Origin of the sequence: Pseudomonas sp. 13159349 (assembly GCF_013305685.1) — a bacterium.
GTDB lineage: Bacteria > Pseudomonadota > Gammaproteobacteria > Pseudomonadales > Pseudomonadaceae > Aquipseudomonas > Aquipseudomonas asiatica.
In genome coordinates, this window is sequence record NZ_CP045553.1 from 5,554,778 (window position 1) to 5,570,346 (window position 15,569).

General features: G+C 62.0%; 12 protein-coding genes. 7 read left to right on the plus strand and 5 right to left on the minus strand.

Features of this window, described 5'->3' with window-relative positions:
* Positions 1-241 precede the first annotated feature (241 nt).
* Both glnL and ntrC read left to right on the plus strand, forming a co-directional pair.
* Positions 242-1,327: a nitrogen regulation protein NR(II) gene (gene glnL / locus GEV38_RS25510; protein WP_054572193.1), complete on the plus strand. Its 1,086-nt coding sequence runs from the start codon at positions 242-244 to the stop codon at positions 1,325-1,327.
* A complete protein-coding gene (ntrC, locus tag GEV38_RS25515; RefSeq protein WP_013974578.1) occupies positions 1,324-2,760 on the plus strand; it encodes a nitrogen regulation protein NR(I) in 1,437 nt (478 codons plus the stop codon). The genes glnL and ntrC overlap by 4 nt, the downstream gene beginning before the upstream one ends.
* 440 nt (positions 2,761-3,200) lie before the next feature.
* On the opposite strand, the gene GEV38_RS25520 is transcribed toward ntrC, so the two are convergent.
* Positions 3,201-3,638 carry a hypothetical protein gene (locus GEV38_RS25520; protein WP_015272117.1) on the minus strand — a complete coding sequence of 146 codons (438 nt, stop codon included), beginning with the start codon at positions 3,636-3,638 and terminating at the stop codon, positions 3,201-3,203.
* Here GEV38_RS25520 and trmL point away from each other — a divergent pair.
* Positions 3,637-4,098 carry a tRNA (uridine(34)/cytosine(34)/5-carboxymethylaminomethyluridine(34)-2'-O)-methyltransferase TrmL gene (trmL, locus tag GEV38_RS25525; RefSeq protein ID WP_013974580.1) on the plus strand — a complete coding sequence of 154 codons (462 nt, stop codon included), beginning with the start codon at positions 3,637-3,639 and terminating at the stop codon, positions 4,096-4,098. The two genes, GEV38_RS25520 and trmL, sit on opposite strands and share 2 nt — an antisense overlap.
* Positions 4,099-4,260: 162 nt before the next feature.
* On the opposite strand, the gene secB is transcribed toward trmL, so the two are convergent.
* From secB to GEV38_RS25540, 3 genes are read right to left on the minus strand one after another with little or no spacing between them, the layout of a single operon-like run.
* Positions 4,261-4,746, minus strand: coding sequence for a protein-export chaperone SecB (gene secB / locus GEV38_RS25530; protein ID WP_013974581.1), 486 nt, complete (start codon positions 4,744-4,746; stop codon positions 4,261-4,263).
* Between the two features lie 39 nt (positions 4,747-4,785).
* Positions 4,786-5,040 carry a glutaredoxin 3 gene (gene grxC / locus GEV38_RS25535; protein WP_003249204.1) on the minus strand — a complete coding sequence of 85 codons (255 nt, stop codon included), beginning with the start codon at positions 5,038-5,040 and terminating at the stop codon, positions 4,786-4,788.
* 1 nt (position 5,041) lies between these two features.
* On the minus strand, positions 5,042-5,455 hold the full coding sequence (locus GEV38_RS25540) for a rhodanese-like domain-containing protein (protein WP_003259887.1): 414 nt from the start codon (positions 5,453-5,455) through the stop codon (positions 5,042-5,044).
* A gap of 206 nt (positions 5,456-5,661) precedes the next feature.
* Between GEV38_RS25540 and gpmI the strand changes: the two genes are divergently transcribed.
* The 4 genes from gpmI to GEV38_RS25560 all read left to right on the plus strand — a co-directional run bounded on the left by gpmI (position 5,662) and on the right by GEV38_RS25560 (position 10,838).
* Positions 5,662-7,197 carry a 2,3-bisphosphoglycerate-independent phosphoglycerate mutase gene (gpmI, locus tag GEV38_RS25545; protein ID WP_054572194.1) on the plus strand — a complete coding sequence of 512 codons (1,536 nt, stop codon included), beginning with the start codon at positions 5,662-5,664 and terminating at the stop codon, positions 7,195-7,197.
* 144 nt (positions 7,198-7,341) lie between these two features.
* Entirely contained in the window at positions 7,342-8,646 is a 1,305-nt protein-coding gene (locus GEV38_RS25550) for a murein hydrolase activator EnvC (protein WP_054572195.1), read from the plus strand.
* Positions 8,647-8,724: 78 nt separating this feature from the next.
* Complete coding sequence (locus GEV38_RS25555) at positions 8,725-10,041, plus strand: S41 family peptidase (protein ID WP_015272120.1); 1,317 nt, start codon at positions 8,725-8,727, stop codon at positions 10,039-10,041.
* A gap of 8 nt (positions 10,042-10,049) precedes the next feature.
* Positions 10,050-10,838, plus strand: coding sequence for a divergent polysaccharide deacetylase family protein (locus tag GEV38_RS25560; protein WP_054572196.1), 789 nt, complete (start codon positions 10,050-10,052; stop codon positions 10,836-10,838).
* Here GEV38_RS25560 and GEV38_RS25565 read toward each other — a convergent pair.
* Entirely contained in the window at positions 10,822-15,468 is a 4,647-nt protein-coding gene (locus GEV38_RS25565) for a dermonecrotic toxin domain-containing protein (protein ID WP_054572197.1), read from the minus strand. The two genes, GEV38_RS25560 and GEV38_RS25565, sit on opposite strands and share 17 nt — an antisense overlap.
* Between the last annotated feature and the right edge of the window lie 101 nt (positions 15,469-15,569).

Below are 15,569 nucleotides of genomic sequence, written 5' to 3' on the forward strand. Positions count from 1 at the left end.
CGCGCTGTGGACTAACGCCCCCGAATGCACCCCAAAAGCGATCACATGAACCGTTTAATCAGTTCATTCTGGTGCGAATTTTCCCGTTTCCAGGGCTTTATCGGCAAATTCCGCTTCTTTTCGGAGCCTTGGTTTGGTTCTTGCATTTTTTGCCCAAAGACTGGAATCAGCGGATCCACCGCGCGCCCGACCATGGCCGCGCCCATGCCCGACACGCGCCAAAAGAGGTCGACGACGCCCTATGACCATCAGCGATGCCCAGCACCGTCTACTTCTGGACAACCTGACCACCGCCACGCTGCTGCTCAACGCCGAGCTGCGCCTGGAGTACATGAACCCGGCCGCGGAAATGCTTCTGGCAGTGAGTGGCCAGCGCAGCCATGGGCAGTTCATCAGCGAGCTGTTCACCGAGTCGACCGAAGCGCTCAGCTCGCTGCGCCAGGCGGTCGAGCAGGCGCATCCGTTCACCAAGCGCGAAGCGCAGCTCACCTCGCTGACCGGGCAGACCATCACCGTCGACTACGCGGTTACGCCGATCCTGCACCAGGGCCAGACCCTGCTGCTGCTCGAGGTGCACCCGCGCGACCGGCTGCTGCGCATCACCAAGGAAGAGGCCCAGCTGAGCAAGCAGGAAACCACAAAGATGCTGGTACGCGGCCTGGCCCATGAAATCAAGAACCCCCTCGGCGGCATTCGCGGCGCAGCTCAGCTGCTGGCTCGCGAGCTGCCTGAAGAAGGCCTGCGCGACTACACCGACGTGATCATCGAGGAAGCCGATCGCCTGCGTAACCTGGTCGACCGCATGCTCGGCTCGAACAAGCTGCCGTCGCTGGCCATGACCAACATCCACGAAGTGCTTGAGCGGGTCTGCAGCCTGGTCGAGGCCGAAAGCCAGGGTTGCATCACTTTGGTGCGCGATTATGACCCCAGCCTGCCTGACGTATTGGTCGACCGCGAGCAGATGATCCAGGCCGTGCTCAACATCGTGCGCAATGCCATGCAGGCGATCAGTTCGCAGAACGAACTGCGCCTGGGCCGCATCACCCTGCGCAGCCGTGCCCTGCGCCAGTTCACCATCGGCCATGTGCGCCATCGCCTTGTGGCGAGGGTGGAGATCATCGACAACGGCCCGGGCATCCCGCCGGAACTGCAGGACACCCTTTTCTATCCCATGGTCAGCGGTCGCCCGGACGGTACCGGGCTGGGCCTGGCCATTACCCAGAACATCATCAGCCAGCACCAGGGCCTGATCGAGTGTGAAAGCCATGCAGGCCACACCGCATTCTCGATCTACCTGCCCCTGGAACAAGGAGCCACCGCCTCATGAGCCGAAGTGAAACCGTATGGATCGTCGACGATGATCGCTCCATCCGCTGGGTCCTGGAAAAAGCCCTGCAACAGGAAGGCATGACCACCCAGAGCTTCGATAGCGCCGATGGCGTCATGGGCCGCCTGGCACGCCAGCAACCTGACGTGATCATTTCCGACATCCGCATGCCGGGCACCAGCGGCCTCGACCTGCTGGCACAGATCCGTGAGCAGCACCCGCGCCTGCCGGTCATCATCATGACCGCCCACTCCGACCTGGACAGCGCCGTTGCGTCGTACCAGGGCGGTGCATTCGAGTACCTGCCCAAGCCATTCGATGTGGACGAGGCGGTCTCGCTGGTCAAGCGCGCCAACCAGCACGCCCAGGAGCAACAAGGGCTGGATGTGCCGCAGAGTCTGGCGCGCACCCCGGAAATCATCGGTGAAGCACCGGCAATGCAGGAGGTGTTCCGCGCCATCGGCCGCCTCAGCCACTCCAACATCACCGTGCTGATCAACGGTGAGTCCGGTACCGGCAAGGAGCTGGTGGCCCACGCCCTGCACCGCCACAGCCCGCGTGCGGCCTCACCGTTCATCGCCCTGAACATGGCGGCCATCCCCAAGGACCTGATGGAGTCCGAGCTGTTCGGCCATGAAAAGGGCGCCTTCACCGGCGCCGCCAACCTGCGCCGAGGGCGCTTCGAGCAGGCCGACGGCGGCACCCTGTTCCTCGACGAGATCGGCGACATGCCCGCCGACACACAGACCCGCCTGCTGCGAGTGCTGGCCGATGGCGAGTTCTATCGCGTGGGCGGCCACGTACCGGTCAAGGTCGATGTGCGCATCATCGCCGCCACTCACCAGAACCTGGAGTCGCTGGTGCAGGCCGGCAAGTTCCGCGAGGACTTGTTCCACCGCCTGAACGTGATCCGCATCCACATTCCGCGGCTGGCCGACCGCCGCGAAGATATCCCTGCCCTCGCCCGCCACTTCCTCGCCCGCGCCGCCCAGGAACTGGCGGTCGAGCCGAAGATCCTCAAGCCGGAAACCGAGGAATTCATTCGCAATCTGCCGTGGCCGGGCAACGTACGGCAGATGGAGAACACCTGCCGCTGGATCACCGTGATGGCCTCCAGCCGCGAAGTGCTGATCGGCGACCTGCCGCCGGAGCTGCTGAACCTGCCACAGGACGCCGCACCGGTAACCAACTGGGAGCAGGCCCTGCGCCAGTGGGCCGACCAGGCGTTGGCGCGTGGGCAGACCAGCCTGCTGGACAGCGCAGTGCCGAGCTTCGAGCGGATCATGATCGAGACAGCCCTCAAGCACACGGCTGGCCGTCGGCGCGATGCGGCACTGTTGCTGGGTTGGGGACGCAACACCCTGACGCGCAAGATCAAGGAACTGGGGATGAATGTGGCGGGGGGCGATGATGAGGAAGGTGACGAGCACTGAGTTCCAGGTAAACCCATAGTTCTCTGGGGCTGCTGCGCAGCCCATCGCGACACAAGGCCGCTCCTACAGGAGAATGCGATCCCCTGTAGGAGCGGCCTTGTGTCGCGATGGGCCGCAAAGCGGCCCCAAACATTTCAGCCCTTCGATGCACCGATCCTGTGCCCGATGCACCTCACTAAGGCACAAATCCCCTCAAAAAACGGCCAATTCACCCTGAAAGCCCAGATTCACGGGCTTTTCAAAACTGGCACGCCCCCTGCAATAAACAATACATATCCAGTTTCGGGGGCCCTGGTACAGGCAGGCCGGGTGAACCCCTCTTTTATTCGCAACATCGCCAGTTTTGGGGACCTCGGTACAGGCAGGCCGGGCCATCCCCCCTTTATACGCAGTACCCCTTTCGGGGACCCTGGTACAGGCAGGCCGGGATATCCCCTCTTTTATTCGTGCAGTTTCACCTGCAACCGCCAGCGCCCAGCGTCCTCTGCACCGGCCCACTCGCCGTGCAGGGGGCGCGCAGCCACCACCGTCAGCAACAGCCCTTCCTTGCTATTCTGCACCCGCCAACTCACAGGCTTGCCCTGCAGGCTCAGTTGCCCTTGCCGGGCCTTGCCTTGGGCCTGGAACAACAGTGCTACCGTACCGTCCACATTCTCGCCATGCAGCTGAGGCTCTTCGTTGAACCACAGCTCCAGGCCATCCTGCACCACCTCCACCTGCTGCAACTCGCGCTCGTCGGGTGTAGTCAGGCGGCCGATCATCAGCCCTACCATCAAGCCGACGATCGCCAGCGACAGCATCACCCGCGGGAACGCCTTCGAACGCACGTCCGGTTCGGGGGTAGAATGCCCGTCATCTTCACGCTTGGAGCCGTGCATGTTTCACGTCATCCTTTTTCAACCAGAAATTCCGCCGAATACCGGCAACATCATTCGCCTCTGCGCCAACAGCGGCTGCGACCTGCACCTGATCGAGCCCATCAGCTTCGAACTGGACGACAAGCGCCTGCGGCGCGCGGGGCTGGATTACCACGAGTATGCCACGCTCAAGCGCCACGAGAGCCTGGCCGGATGCCTGGAAAGCCTGGGCAACCCACGGCTGTTCGCCTTCACCACCAAGGGCTCGCACCCGTTCCACGAAGTGGCTTACCAGCCGGGTGATGCCTTCCTGTTCGGGCCAGAAAGCCGCGGCCTGCCGGCCGAAGTACTGGACAGCCTGCCGGCCGAACAACGCCTGCGCCTGCCCATGCGGCCCGGGTGCCGCAGCCTGAATCTGTCCAATACCGTGGCTGTGACGGTGTATGAGGCGTGGCGGCAGAATGGGTTTGCCGGCAGTTGATGCGCTGCCCGCACTGACTCTATCGCCGGCAAGGCAGCTCCCGCAGGGACCGCACCACCCTTGAAACCTGTGCAGTACCTGTGGGAGCTGGCTTGCCGGCGATAGGGCCGGAACAGGCCAACAAAAAAGGCGACCGAAGTCGCCCTTTTTCAAACGCAGCTATTACTGCACTGTCGGCGCTTCGCCGGCTTCCTGCATGCGCTGCATTTCTTGCGCGTACAGGGCGTCGAAGTTGACCGGCGACAGCATCAGGGCCGGGAACGAACCGCGGGTCACCAGGCTGTCCAGGGTCTCGCGGGCGTACGGGAACAGGATGTTCGGGCAGAACGCACCCAGGGTGTGGCTCATCGAAGCCGCGTCCAGATTCTTGATCAGGAAGATACCGGCCTGCTGCACTTCAGCGATGAAGGCCACTTCGTCACCGTTCTTGACGGTAACCGACAGGGTCAGCACCACCTCGTGGAAGTCGCCTTCCAGGGCTTTCTGCTTGGTGTTCAGGTCCAGGGCAACGCTCGGCTCCCAGGTCTGGCGGAAGATCTGCGGGCTTTTCGGGGCTTCGAACGACAGGTCGCGTACATAGATGCGCTGCATGGAGAACTGAGGGCTGTTGTCTTCTGCAGCAGCGCCGTTGGTCTGTTGGTCAGTCATGGCAGATCCTTATCCTAATGTTTTTGAATGCAGTGCAAATCAGGCCGCCAGCAGCGCGTCGAGCTTGCCGGCGCGCTCCAGGGCATAAAGGTCATCGCATCCACCGACGTGGGTGCTGCCGATCCAGATCTGCGGCACAGATGTACGGCCGGCCTTCTGGCTCATCTCGGCACGAACCTGTGGCTTGCCGTCGACCTTGATTTCCTCGAAGGCCACGCCCTTGCTCTCGAGCAGGTACTTGGCGCGCATGCAGTAGGGGCAGTAGTCGCTGGAATAGACGATGACGGGCTTCATATCACTTCACCAGGGGCAGGTTATCGGCTTTCCAGCTGGAAACGCCACCGCTCAGTTTGGCGGCGTTGTAACCAGCCTTGAGCAGCTCGCGGCAGATGGTGCCGGACTGCTGGCCCATCGAGTCGACGACGATCAGGGTCTTCTCTTTGTGCTTGTCCAGCTCGCTCATGCGGTTGACCAGCTTGTCCTGCGGGATGTTCACCGCACCGACGATGTGACCGGCGGAGTATTCCTTGGTCGGGCGAATGTCGATGACCAGGGCTTTCTCGGCATTGACCAGGGCAGTCAGCTGGCCGTTGCTCAGGCTCTGGCCGCCGCGACGGATTTCGTTGACCAGCAGCGCGACCAGCAAAACAACGAAGATCGCCACCAGGATGTAGTGGTTTGTCGCAAATTGAATCAGGTTAGCAACCATCTGGGGTGTTCCACGCGATTGAAAATGCCGGCCAGTATACACAGGCCCTTATTGCCACCAAAGCCCGACGGGCCGGCCGGAAAGGTACCTTCATGTTGCCACATTGGCCACGCTGGTCAGGGAACAGGACGAATATTCGCCGCCGGTGGCGCATTTGCCCTAAAATGCGTGTCTTTATCATCTTTGAACAACCGTGAGTTTGATTGATGACGAGTACGCCCAAACCCCTGGTCCTGATCATCCTGGATGGCTTCGGCCACAGCGAAAGCCCCGAATACAACGCCATCTATGCCGCCAACACACCGGTCTATGACCGCCTGCGCGCCAGCCAGCCGCATGGCCTCATTTCCGGCTCAGGCATGGATGTCGGCCTGCCGGACGGGCAGATGGGCAACTCCGAAGTCGGTCACATGAACCTCGGTGCCGGCCGCGTGGTGTATCAGGATTTCACCCGGGTGACCAAAGCCATCCGCGACGGCGAGTTCTTCGAGAACCCGGTACTGACCGGCGCCGTGGACAAGGCAGCCAGTGCCGGCAAGGCTGTGCACATTCTCGGCCTGCTGTCCGATGGCGGCGTACACAGCCACCAGGACCACCTGGTAGCCATGGCCGAACTGGCCGCGCAGCGCGGCGCGCAGAAGATCTACCTGCACGCCTTCCTCGATGGCCGCGACACGCCGCCACGCAGCGCGCAGTCGTCCATCGAATTGCTCGACGCCACCTTCGCCAAGCTGGGCAAGGGCCGCATCGCCAGCCTGATCGGCCGCTATTACGCCATGGACCGTGACAACCGCTGGGACCGTGTCAGCGCCGCCTACAACCTGATCGTCGACAGCGCTGCCGAATACACCGCCGACACCGCCTTGGCCGGCCTGGAAGCGGCCTACGCCCGCGACGAGAGCGACGAGTTCGTCAAGGCCACGCGCATTGGTGAAGCAGTCAAGGTCGAAGACGGCGACGCGGTGATCTTCATGAACTTCCGCGCCGACCGCGCCCGCGAACTGTCGCGCGTGTTCGTCGAAGCCGACTTCAACGAATTTCCGCGTGCCCGCCTGCCAAAACTGGCCGCCTACATCGGCCTGACCCAGTACTCGGCAAAAATCCCGGCCCCCGCCGCCTTCGCCCCGGCCAGCCTGAACAACGTGCTGGGCGAGTACCTGGCGAAGAACGGCAAGACCCAGCTGCGCATCGCCGAGACCGAGAAGTATGCCCATGTCACCTTCTTCTTCTCCGGCGGCCGTGAAGAGCCTTTCGAAGGCGAAGAGCGCATTCTGATCCCGTCGCCGAAGGTCGCCACCTACGACCTGCAGCCGGAAATGAGCGCACCGGAAGTTACCGACCGCATCGTCGAGGCTATCGAGCAACAGCGTTATGACGTGATCGTGGTCAACTACGCCAACGGCGACATGGTCGGCCATACCGGCGTGTTCGAGGCTGCGGTGAAAGCCGTCGAGGCCTTGGATGGCTGCGTCGGGCGCATCGTCGAAGCTCTGGACAAGGTCGGCGGCGAAGCGCTGATCACCGCCGACCATGGCAACGTCGAGCAAATGGAAGACGAGTGCACCGGCCAGGCGCACACCGCGCATACCACCGAGCCGGTACCGTTCATCTATGTGGGCAAGCGCAACGTCAAGGTGCGTGACGGCGGCGTGCTGGCCGATGTGGCGCCGACCATGCTGAAGCTGCTGGGGCTGGAAAAGCCGGTGGAAATGACTGGTACCTCGATTCTGGTCGATGCCTGATTCGGTGCCAAAGGGGGCCGCTTTGCGGCCCCAATAACACATGAATTCCAGACAAACGCCCCTCTGCACCCGCAGCGAGGCGTTTTTTTTGCCCGCCCGCGCGGGCATACTAGGCCAGTCTCCATCCTTGGTACGCCAAACCCCATGCTTCGCGCCCTGATCCTCCTAGCCCTGTCTTGCCTGCTCAGCCCGGCCTTTGCCGATGAGCGGGCGCAGACCCAGCAGCAACTGGACGCCACCCGCCAGGACATTGCCGAGCTCAAGAAGACGCTGGGCAAGCTCCAGGAAGAAAAGGCCGGTGTGCAAAAGGACCTCAAAGCCACCGAGACCGATATCGGCAACCTCGAAAAGCAGGTGGAGGCCCTGCAGCAAGAACTAAAAAAGACCGAGGGCGAGCTGGAGCGCCTTGATACCGAGAAAAAAAAACTCCAGAGCGCCCGCGTTGAACAACAGCGACTGATCGCCATCCAGGCCCGTTCGGCCTACCAGAACGGCCGCGAGGAATACCTAAAGCTGCTGCTCAACCAGCAGAACCCCGAGAAGTTTGCCCGCACCCTCACCTACTACGACTACCTGAGCAAGGCGCGCCTGGAGCAACTGCGCACCTTCAACGAGACCCTGCGCCAGCTGGCCAACGTCGAACAGGAAATCGCTACCCAGCAGCAACAGCTGCTGGCCCAGCGCGCCGACCTCGACAGCCGCCGCCAGGCCCTGGAAACCGAGCGTGGCAAGCGCCAGCAGGTGCTGGCCAAGCTCAACAGCGACATGAAGGACCGCGACCAGAAGCTGCAATCGCGCGAGCAGGATCAGGCCGACCTGTACAAGGTACTCAAGACCATCGAGGAAACCCTCGCCCGCCAGGCCCGCGAGGCCGAAGAAGCGCGCAAGAAGGCCTTGCTGGCCCAGCAGGAAGCGGAAAAGCGCCGCCAGCAGGAAGCCCTCGCTGCCGCTGCCGCTCGCGAACAGGCCCGCGAACCGGTGGAGCCACCGAAAAAGGCCCGCACCACCCTGGGCCCGCTGGTTTCCAGCGACGGCGCGAACTACGGCGGCGCATTTTCTGCCGCACGGGGAAAACTTCCCTGGCCAGTCAATGGTCGATTGCTGGCACGTTTCGGTGATGCCCGCGGCAGCGATGCCCGTGCCAAGTGGGACGGGGTGATGATCAGCGCCAACCCGGGCACTCAGGTACGTGCCGTGCACGGCGGGCGCGTGGTGTTCGCCGACTGGTTGCGCGGTGCCGGGCTTCTGGTCATTCTCGACCATGGCAACGGTTACCTGAGCCTGTACGGCCATAACCAGAGCCTGCTCAAGAGCGCCGGTGATATCGTCAAGGCCGGCGAGGCCATTTCCACCGTTGGCGACAGCGGCGGCCAGGACGCTGCCGGCTTGTACTTCGCCATCCGCCAGCAGGGCCGGCCTACCGACCCTTCGCAGTGGTGCCGGGGCTAGTCAAATTTCTACGGGGTAGCCCACGGGCTGCGCCGATGCTCCCCAGGGAGCGCTTACAGGATCAGGAGTTCGTTCGACATGCTGCACTCGCCTCGTCTCACCCAGCTGGCCCTGTCCATCGCCCTGGCGGTCGGCGCGCCCCTGGCCACTGCCGCGGAGCCGGCCAAGCCGGCCGCAGTACCGGCCACCGAGGTGACCGCCAAGGCGCCACTGCCGCTTGAAGAGCTGCGCACCTTCGCCGAGGTCATGGACCGCATCAAGGCGGCCTATGTGGAGCCGGTGGATGACAAGACCCTGCTGGAAAATGCCATCAAGGGCATGCTCAGCAACCTCGACCCGCACTCGGCCTACCTCGGCCCAGAGGACTTCCAGGAGCTGCAGGAAAGCACCAGCGGCGAGTTCGGCGGGCTGGGCATCGAAGTAGGCCAGGAAGACGGCTTCATCAAGGTGGTCTCGCCGATCGACGACACCCCGGCATCGCGTGCCGGCGTGCAGGCCGGCGACCTGATCGTCAAGATCAACGGCGCCCCGACCCGTGGCCAGACCATGACCGAAGCGGTCGACAAGATGCGTGGCAAGGTGGGCGAGAAAATCACCCTGACCTTGGTGCGTGACGGCGGCACCCCCTTCGACGTGACCCTGGCCCGCGCGGTCATCCAGGTCAAGAGCGTGAAGAGCCAGCTGCTGGAGAACGACTACGGCTACATCCGCATTACCCAGTTCCAGGTCAAGACCGGCGACGAAGTAGGCAAGGCCCTGGCCAAACTGCGCAAGGACAACGGCAAGAAGCTGCGCGGCGTGGTGCTGGACCTGCGCAACAACCCGGGCGGCGTGCTGCAGTCGGCGGTGGAAGTGGCCGACCACTTCCTGACCAAGGGCCTGATCGTCTACACCAAGGGCCGCATCGCCAACTCCGAGCTGCGCTTCTCGGCCGACCCGGCCGACGCCAGCGACGGCGTGCCACTGGTGGTGCTGATCAACGGCGGCAGTGCCTCGGCCTCGGAAATTGTCGCCGGCGCCCTGCAAGACCAGAAACGCGCCGTGCTGATGGGCACCGACAGCTTCGGCAAAGGCTCGGTGCAGACCGTGCTGCCACTGGCCAACGACCGTGCCCTGAAGCTCACCACCGCGCTGTACTTCACCCCCAACGGCCGCTCGATCCAGGCCCAGGGCATCGTCCCCGACATCGAAGTGCGCCCGGCCAAGCTCACCGCCGAAGCCGACACCGACAACTTCAAGGAAGCCGACCTGCAGGGCCACCTGGGCAACGGCAACGGCGGTGCCGACCGCCCGACCGGCAGCGGCAAGCGCAAGGAGCGCCCGCAGGATGACGACTTCCAGCTGAGCCAGGCTCTGAGCCTGCTCAAAGGCCTGAACATCACCAAGGGCGACTGATCCACTCCATGCGTTATCTGCTGTGTCTGCTGTTCTGCCTGATGGCAGGGGTCGCGCAAGCGGCGCCGGCCGGCAAGGCCTACATGAGCATCATCATCGACGACCTCGGCCAGAGCAGCGAGCGCGACAGCCGCACCTTGGCCCTGCCAGGTCCGGTGACCATGGCGATCATGCCCGACACCCCGCATGCCACCGACTTTGCCCGCCAGGCGCACAAGGCTGGCAAGACGGTGATCCTGCACATGCCCATGGACCCGGCCACCGGCCCTTACGCCTGGCACCCCGGCACGCCTCTGCCGGAGCTGGCCCGGCGCCTGGACGCCGCCCTGGCGCAGGTGCCGGGCGCAGTCGGCATCAACAACCACATGGGCAGCCGCATGACCGCCGAACCCGAAGCAATGGCGATGCTGATGGCTGACCTGCAACGCAGGCACCTGTTCTTTGTCGACAGCCGCACCAGCGCTGCCACGGTAGCCGCATTCCAGGCTCAGGCCCAGGGCCTGGCACAGGTATCCCGCGATGTATTTCTGGACAACGTACGTACGGTCGAGGCCATCGGCAGCGAATTGCAGCACGGGGTCGAACTGGCTCGCAAACAAGGCTCAGCCGTGCTGATCGGCCACCCTTATCCGCAAACCCTCGAAGTGCTCGAACGCGAACTGCCCCGGCTGAAGCGCCAGGGCGTAGAGCTGATCGGCCTGGAACAGATGATTGCCGAGCGGGGCAATCAGACGATGCCCGCGCATGCCAAGCACCATCCCACCGCCCCCGTTGGCCGACTCAATGGAAAGGAATGATTCCTCGGGCCTGTGCCAGAGTAAGGGCTCCCCTGTGCAATCGCTGTTTCGAGTCTGCAGCGGCCTTGCTACTCAAACGACGCTGGCTCCAGGTCTTGAGGTGACCCACCGTGAAATCCTCTGCAAACGCATCTGGCGAGCTGAAATGAAAGTGCGCAGCCCAGAGGTTCCGCTTGCTCGGTAGACGAACGATCCGGTATTCGTCAAAAGCGCTGCCATCCTGCATGGTGCGCCGTTCCACATATTCGACCTGTATCAGGTGCTTTCCGTGGAGATACTGCAAACCTTCGGCCGACGGATACTTGGTGTCGGTATAGAGCGTGGTCATCTGAAATGTTTTATCCGCCTCCAACTTGTCCAGATCCACTTCCAGCGTCCTGATCAGCTTGTCGTTTCCTCCGGCATCACGCACCACACTGAGTGCCTGATTCAGCTTTTCCAGATGCTGATCGAACAACTGCTTGAGCAACGCCCCTTTGATGTCGTGCTTGACATAGTCCTTGGCCTGCTCCCTGACTGCATCGCTCTCGTCCAGAAGCGCCTGTACCCACATGGGCAGGTCAGTTGGAGCAGCTTCGTCCGCCAATGAAGGGCGCTTGCTTTCACGCTGTCGCCATTCCCCATCCACCAGGTCGAAGGTTGCCAGTACTTCTTCACTGAACGTCTCCCGCACTTCAACGATCTGGCTTTCGTCTATCGTCCTTTCCACCCCGATCATCAACTGCCCAGCAAGGTTGCGCACCACTCGCTGCTCTTCGGTAGACACCTTGTAGGGTCTGCGCTTTTGCGCGACCGTTCCACCCTCCTGCTCCGAGATCGCGGCAACCAGCCGCTGTCCTGCATCTTCCTTCAGTTGCTTTACATGGTTGCGATACCGCTCGAGCATCACGGGTTCGATCAGTTCGCCACCTTCACGGAGAATGCGGGCACTGTTGAGTAATGCGGCAGAGTACTCATCCCATGCCTCTTGCAGGATCACGATGCGGTCGTCTGCCGACAGATTGGCGAAGTCAAGCTCCCCATGAGTCTCTGCGGCATTGCGCAAGGCCATGCTGACCAGTTCGTCCCGGTAGCGGGCGACTGTCTGGAGGCCGCCGGGAGCATTGAGGTGCAAGGCCAGGTCTGCCAGGTTCTGCACCTGATGGAAGCGCATCTGCACGGTCGAAAACGGTCTTTCGTCGATCAGATGCCCCACTGTGCGATGGTCACCAGGGGGGTTGGAAGGTATGACAAGCTCAACCGGTGACTCGGCCAGCAAATTGTCCAGGTGCACTCGTATGGCAAGCATGCGGTCCTGATACTCAGCCACATGCTCCAGCTTGATACGAAACGCAGCATATTGTTCGCCGACTTCAGCCAATGGCTTACCATCAATAGCCCGTTGCAGCGCGGCAAGTTGCGGATAGTCCGTCAGGCTCCAGAGCTCGTTGTAAACGAAGACACAATCGCGAATCAGCTCTGTGCGAGCATTCTCTTCATGCTTGGCAACAGGCTTATCCAACCCATCTTTTTGGCGTTGCCCGGCATATTTGGGTTCCGCCATCGTGATCAACAGCTTTAGCTGTTCGTCTTCCTTGCCAATGGCCTCTTCAAGCAGCGAAACGATTTGCTCACGCTGCTGGGCGATACTTTCCTGCGCATCCATCGCTCGTTGTTCATACTGCGCGGTCAGTGACCGGAGAGCTGTCGTATCGGTACCTGCCGAGGCCGAATTCACATCCTCCTGCGCCTTTGCCTTCAACGCGTCCATTTTGACGAGGCTCTGGTGCAAAGCCATCATCTGCTGACTCGCTGCCTGAACCGTCGACTTCAACTTCGGGATTTCCGCATCCAACTGGACGACGCGGTCGTAAAGTTTCTTGAATCGGACCGATACCGAAGTTCTGGGGCTGGGAGCCCCTCCTGCAAGGCGCAATTTCGTATCCACCCGCCAAGCCCCGTCGACAAATGCCAACCAGGGCCCGTAACCGCCAGTCGCATCGACTACCCGAACTCCCTCAGCCAGCAACTCCACGCTATAGAGGTCACCAGCCATGGCCGCGTAGTAGTTCTTATCGATCTGGTACAGGCCTTCACCATCGCCCGCTGTCAAAGGCTTCAACCCATTGACAGAGACGCTGGAGCGCATGGCTTGCAACCTTTGCCGCTGTTGCGCGGGCAGCCAGTTGAACCCATGCTGGCCGCGCCAGGAAAAGTCCAGCACCTGGCTGCCCAGTTCGCCCAGCGTGCCTTCCGGTTCTTCACGCGCCTCGATAGCTAGTTCGGCAAACGCGCCGTTTTGCCGGTCAGGTCCTTCGAACAGTGAAACATCAGGCAGCCGCCTTGTGGGCACTGTCTCCTGCTTCGGTTGATGGGCATGCAGCAGCGTCATCCCGAGGTTGAGCAACAAGTCGGCCACTGCAGCAGACCGATCGAACTCACCACCCTGCTCCAACGCGGTCAAGTCGTTTTGCAGCGAAGCCAGAAACTGTACCAACCAGGCCACAGACGCGACCGGACCGCGTATCGCCTGAGTCACCACATCGAACAACAGCCAGGCGCCTTCGCACAGGAGCTGCCAGCGGCTCTCGGCGTCAGATACCGATTCCAGCCCTGCCAGCTCGACCAGCAGATCTCGATTGGCCTGGTAGATTTTCTCGTCAACCTTGTTGCGCCACAGCTTCAGGTCGAGCATCGCCGGCTCCGGCTTGGCCGGGAGCGTATAAGGGTCGATACCAATACTCACAATGTGCGGCTCGCTGAAACCACCCTCTGCATATACGTCGCGCGCGGTCGGGTCGATCCAGTCAAGAATGCTCTCTTGGAAGAGAGCCGACTCACGAATATGTGCAAGCAAGGCCTCAAGGCTTGCGTACTCGCGAACCGTGTCCTGTCGATATAGCGGGCGGTACACCAGAACCTTTGCCGGCTCGGCGCAGAACAGCAAGTACATGCCGCGCACAGTGTCTTTCTTGCGCGAATGGCGGCTGCGCCTGAAAGCCAAGGGGATCAGTGACATGCGCGGAACCAAGGGGTCCTGATGACCTGCGCAAAAATCGACCACGCACTGTAAACCCACCTCGGAGACTTTAGCGTCGAGCCTGGCCGAAATGGCGCTGGAAAGAAACGCGCTTCGCCACTCCCTGCCCAAAAGCTCGACGCGCTCGGCACGCATGGCCTGATCATCCAACTGTCCGGCAACATAGGCCGGGTAGCGGCCACCAATGTCTACCTGGGTGACCAATCGCTTCGCTGCATCGGCATTCAGCCACTTCGGAAGCTTGATGCTCTTCTGATGGCGGACCTGCTTGATGTACGCGCCCTTGAGCGAAGCAAGGTTACCAATGGCGAATTCGGTAAGCGACTTGGTGCCCACGAACGCCAGTGGCTCGCCACCGCCGGCTCCAGTCGCAGCGCCACCAGGCACACCCCGGGCGATGTACAGGTCAAGAAGCACCTGATCTGGAGAAATTTCGTCCCCGTGCTCGCTTTTTATCTGCTCGGTCAGTTGCTGCGCGGTATACGCCGTCAATGACTGGATGCCGTCCAGCACCGAAACACCTCCGGCATCCAGTTGGTCGAGGGAGAGTTGCAACAACGCGGCGCGACAGGCAAAGCTGTCCTGCGGGGCGCTGGCCCTGAGCCCCGGCGGGGCTACGGTGGCTGGCGTGTCGTCTTCGTAGCGCACGAACCAGGCCGCCGGGTCGCTCAGCTCGGCAAAACGTTGCTCCAGCGAAGCCACATCCGCCAAGCCACTGAAGCGCATCTGGTCGAAAGCCAGGAACATGGACTCAAGCAACAGCGAAACCTGTTGGGCAAAGACGTTGCCCTCGACCGGCTGACGCGTCCACGACAGGCTTTGGAAGCTGTAGTGCCGCGCCAGTTCGTTGCGCAGCGCGTTACCGAAATCGATCAACGAGGCGAAGCTGCGCGTGATACCGGACGGGGCGCACCAGAGCACCACTTGCCGCTCATCGTAATCGGCAGTGACCAGCAGGTGACTGAGCATCTGGTCGTATTGAATCGACCCACAAGTCAGGCTGGCTTTGACGAAATAGACCGAGGGCTGGGCAGCGCCACCGCGGATCAACCCGCGGATGCAGGCCTGCTCCTGAACATCCAGCCCTTGCAGTGGCAGGCCGCGCAAAAGCGTAGTCTTGAGCAGTAATTGCAGCCACTGGTCACGGCTCACTCCCGCACTGCCCTTGTCACTCCAGTACTTGAGCTGTGCCTCGCAGAACAGCCGTGGCAACCGTTGCACCAGTTCGTCGAGTGCATCGGACAGGCCGCTCAGTTGACGGGTGTCGAACGCGCTGTCCGAGCCAGGAAAACGGTATGAGGAGGTCAATGCAAGATTGTGATGCCGCTCACCGACAGGCTCGATGTCCAGCGGCTGTGCTTCGAGCAATGCCTGGAGCACACGGTCGACCAGCGGTTGCGTGGTCCAGTAAGGCGTGCTGGGGTCGGGACTATCCAGCATGAGAGGGTCGGCGTTGGACAGCGCCGGCTTCACAAAGGCAAGCCAGGACAGCTTCTCCTGCAGCACGGTCCACAGCTGCTCGCTGGTCACCTGCCGCAATGTTGGCCGACCACTGAACTGACTGGCTGCAGCGTACTGAAAATCGAATGTGGGAATAACGGAACGTTTCATAAAGCATGCCTCCGGAAGAAAACCGGCAGGCTGAAGCAAACTTGTCCGTTACCCGGGCTAATTATTGCTTGCCCATGAAAAAGGCCCTGCGTCCTGCAGGG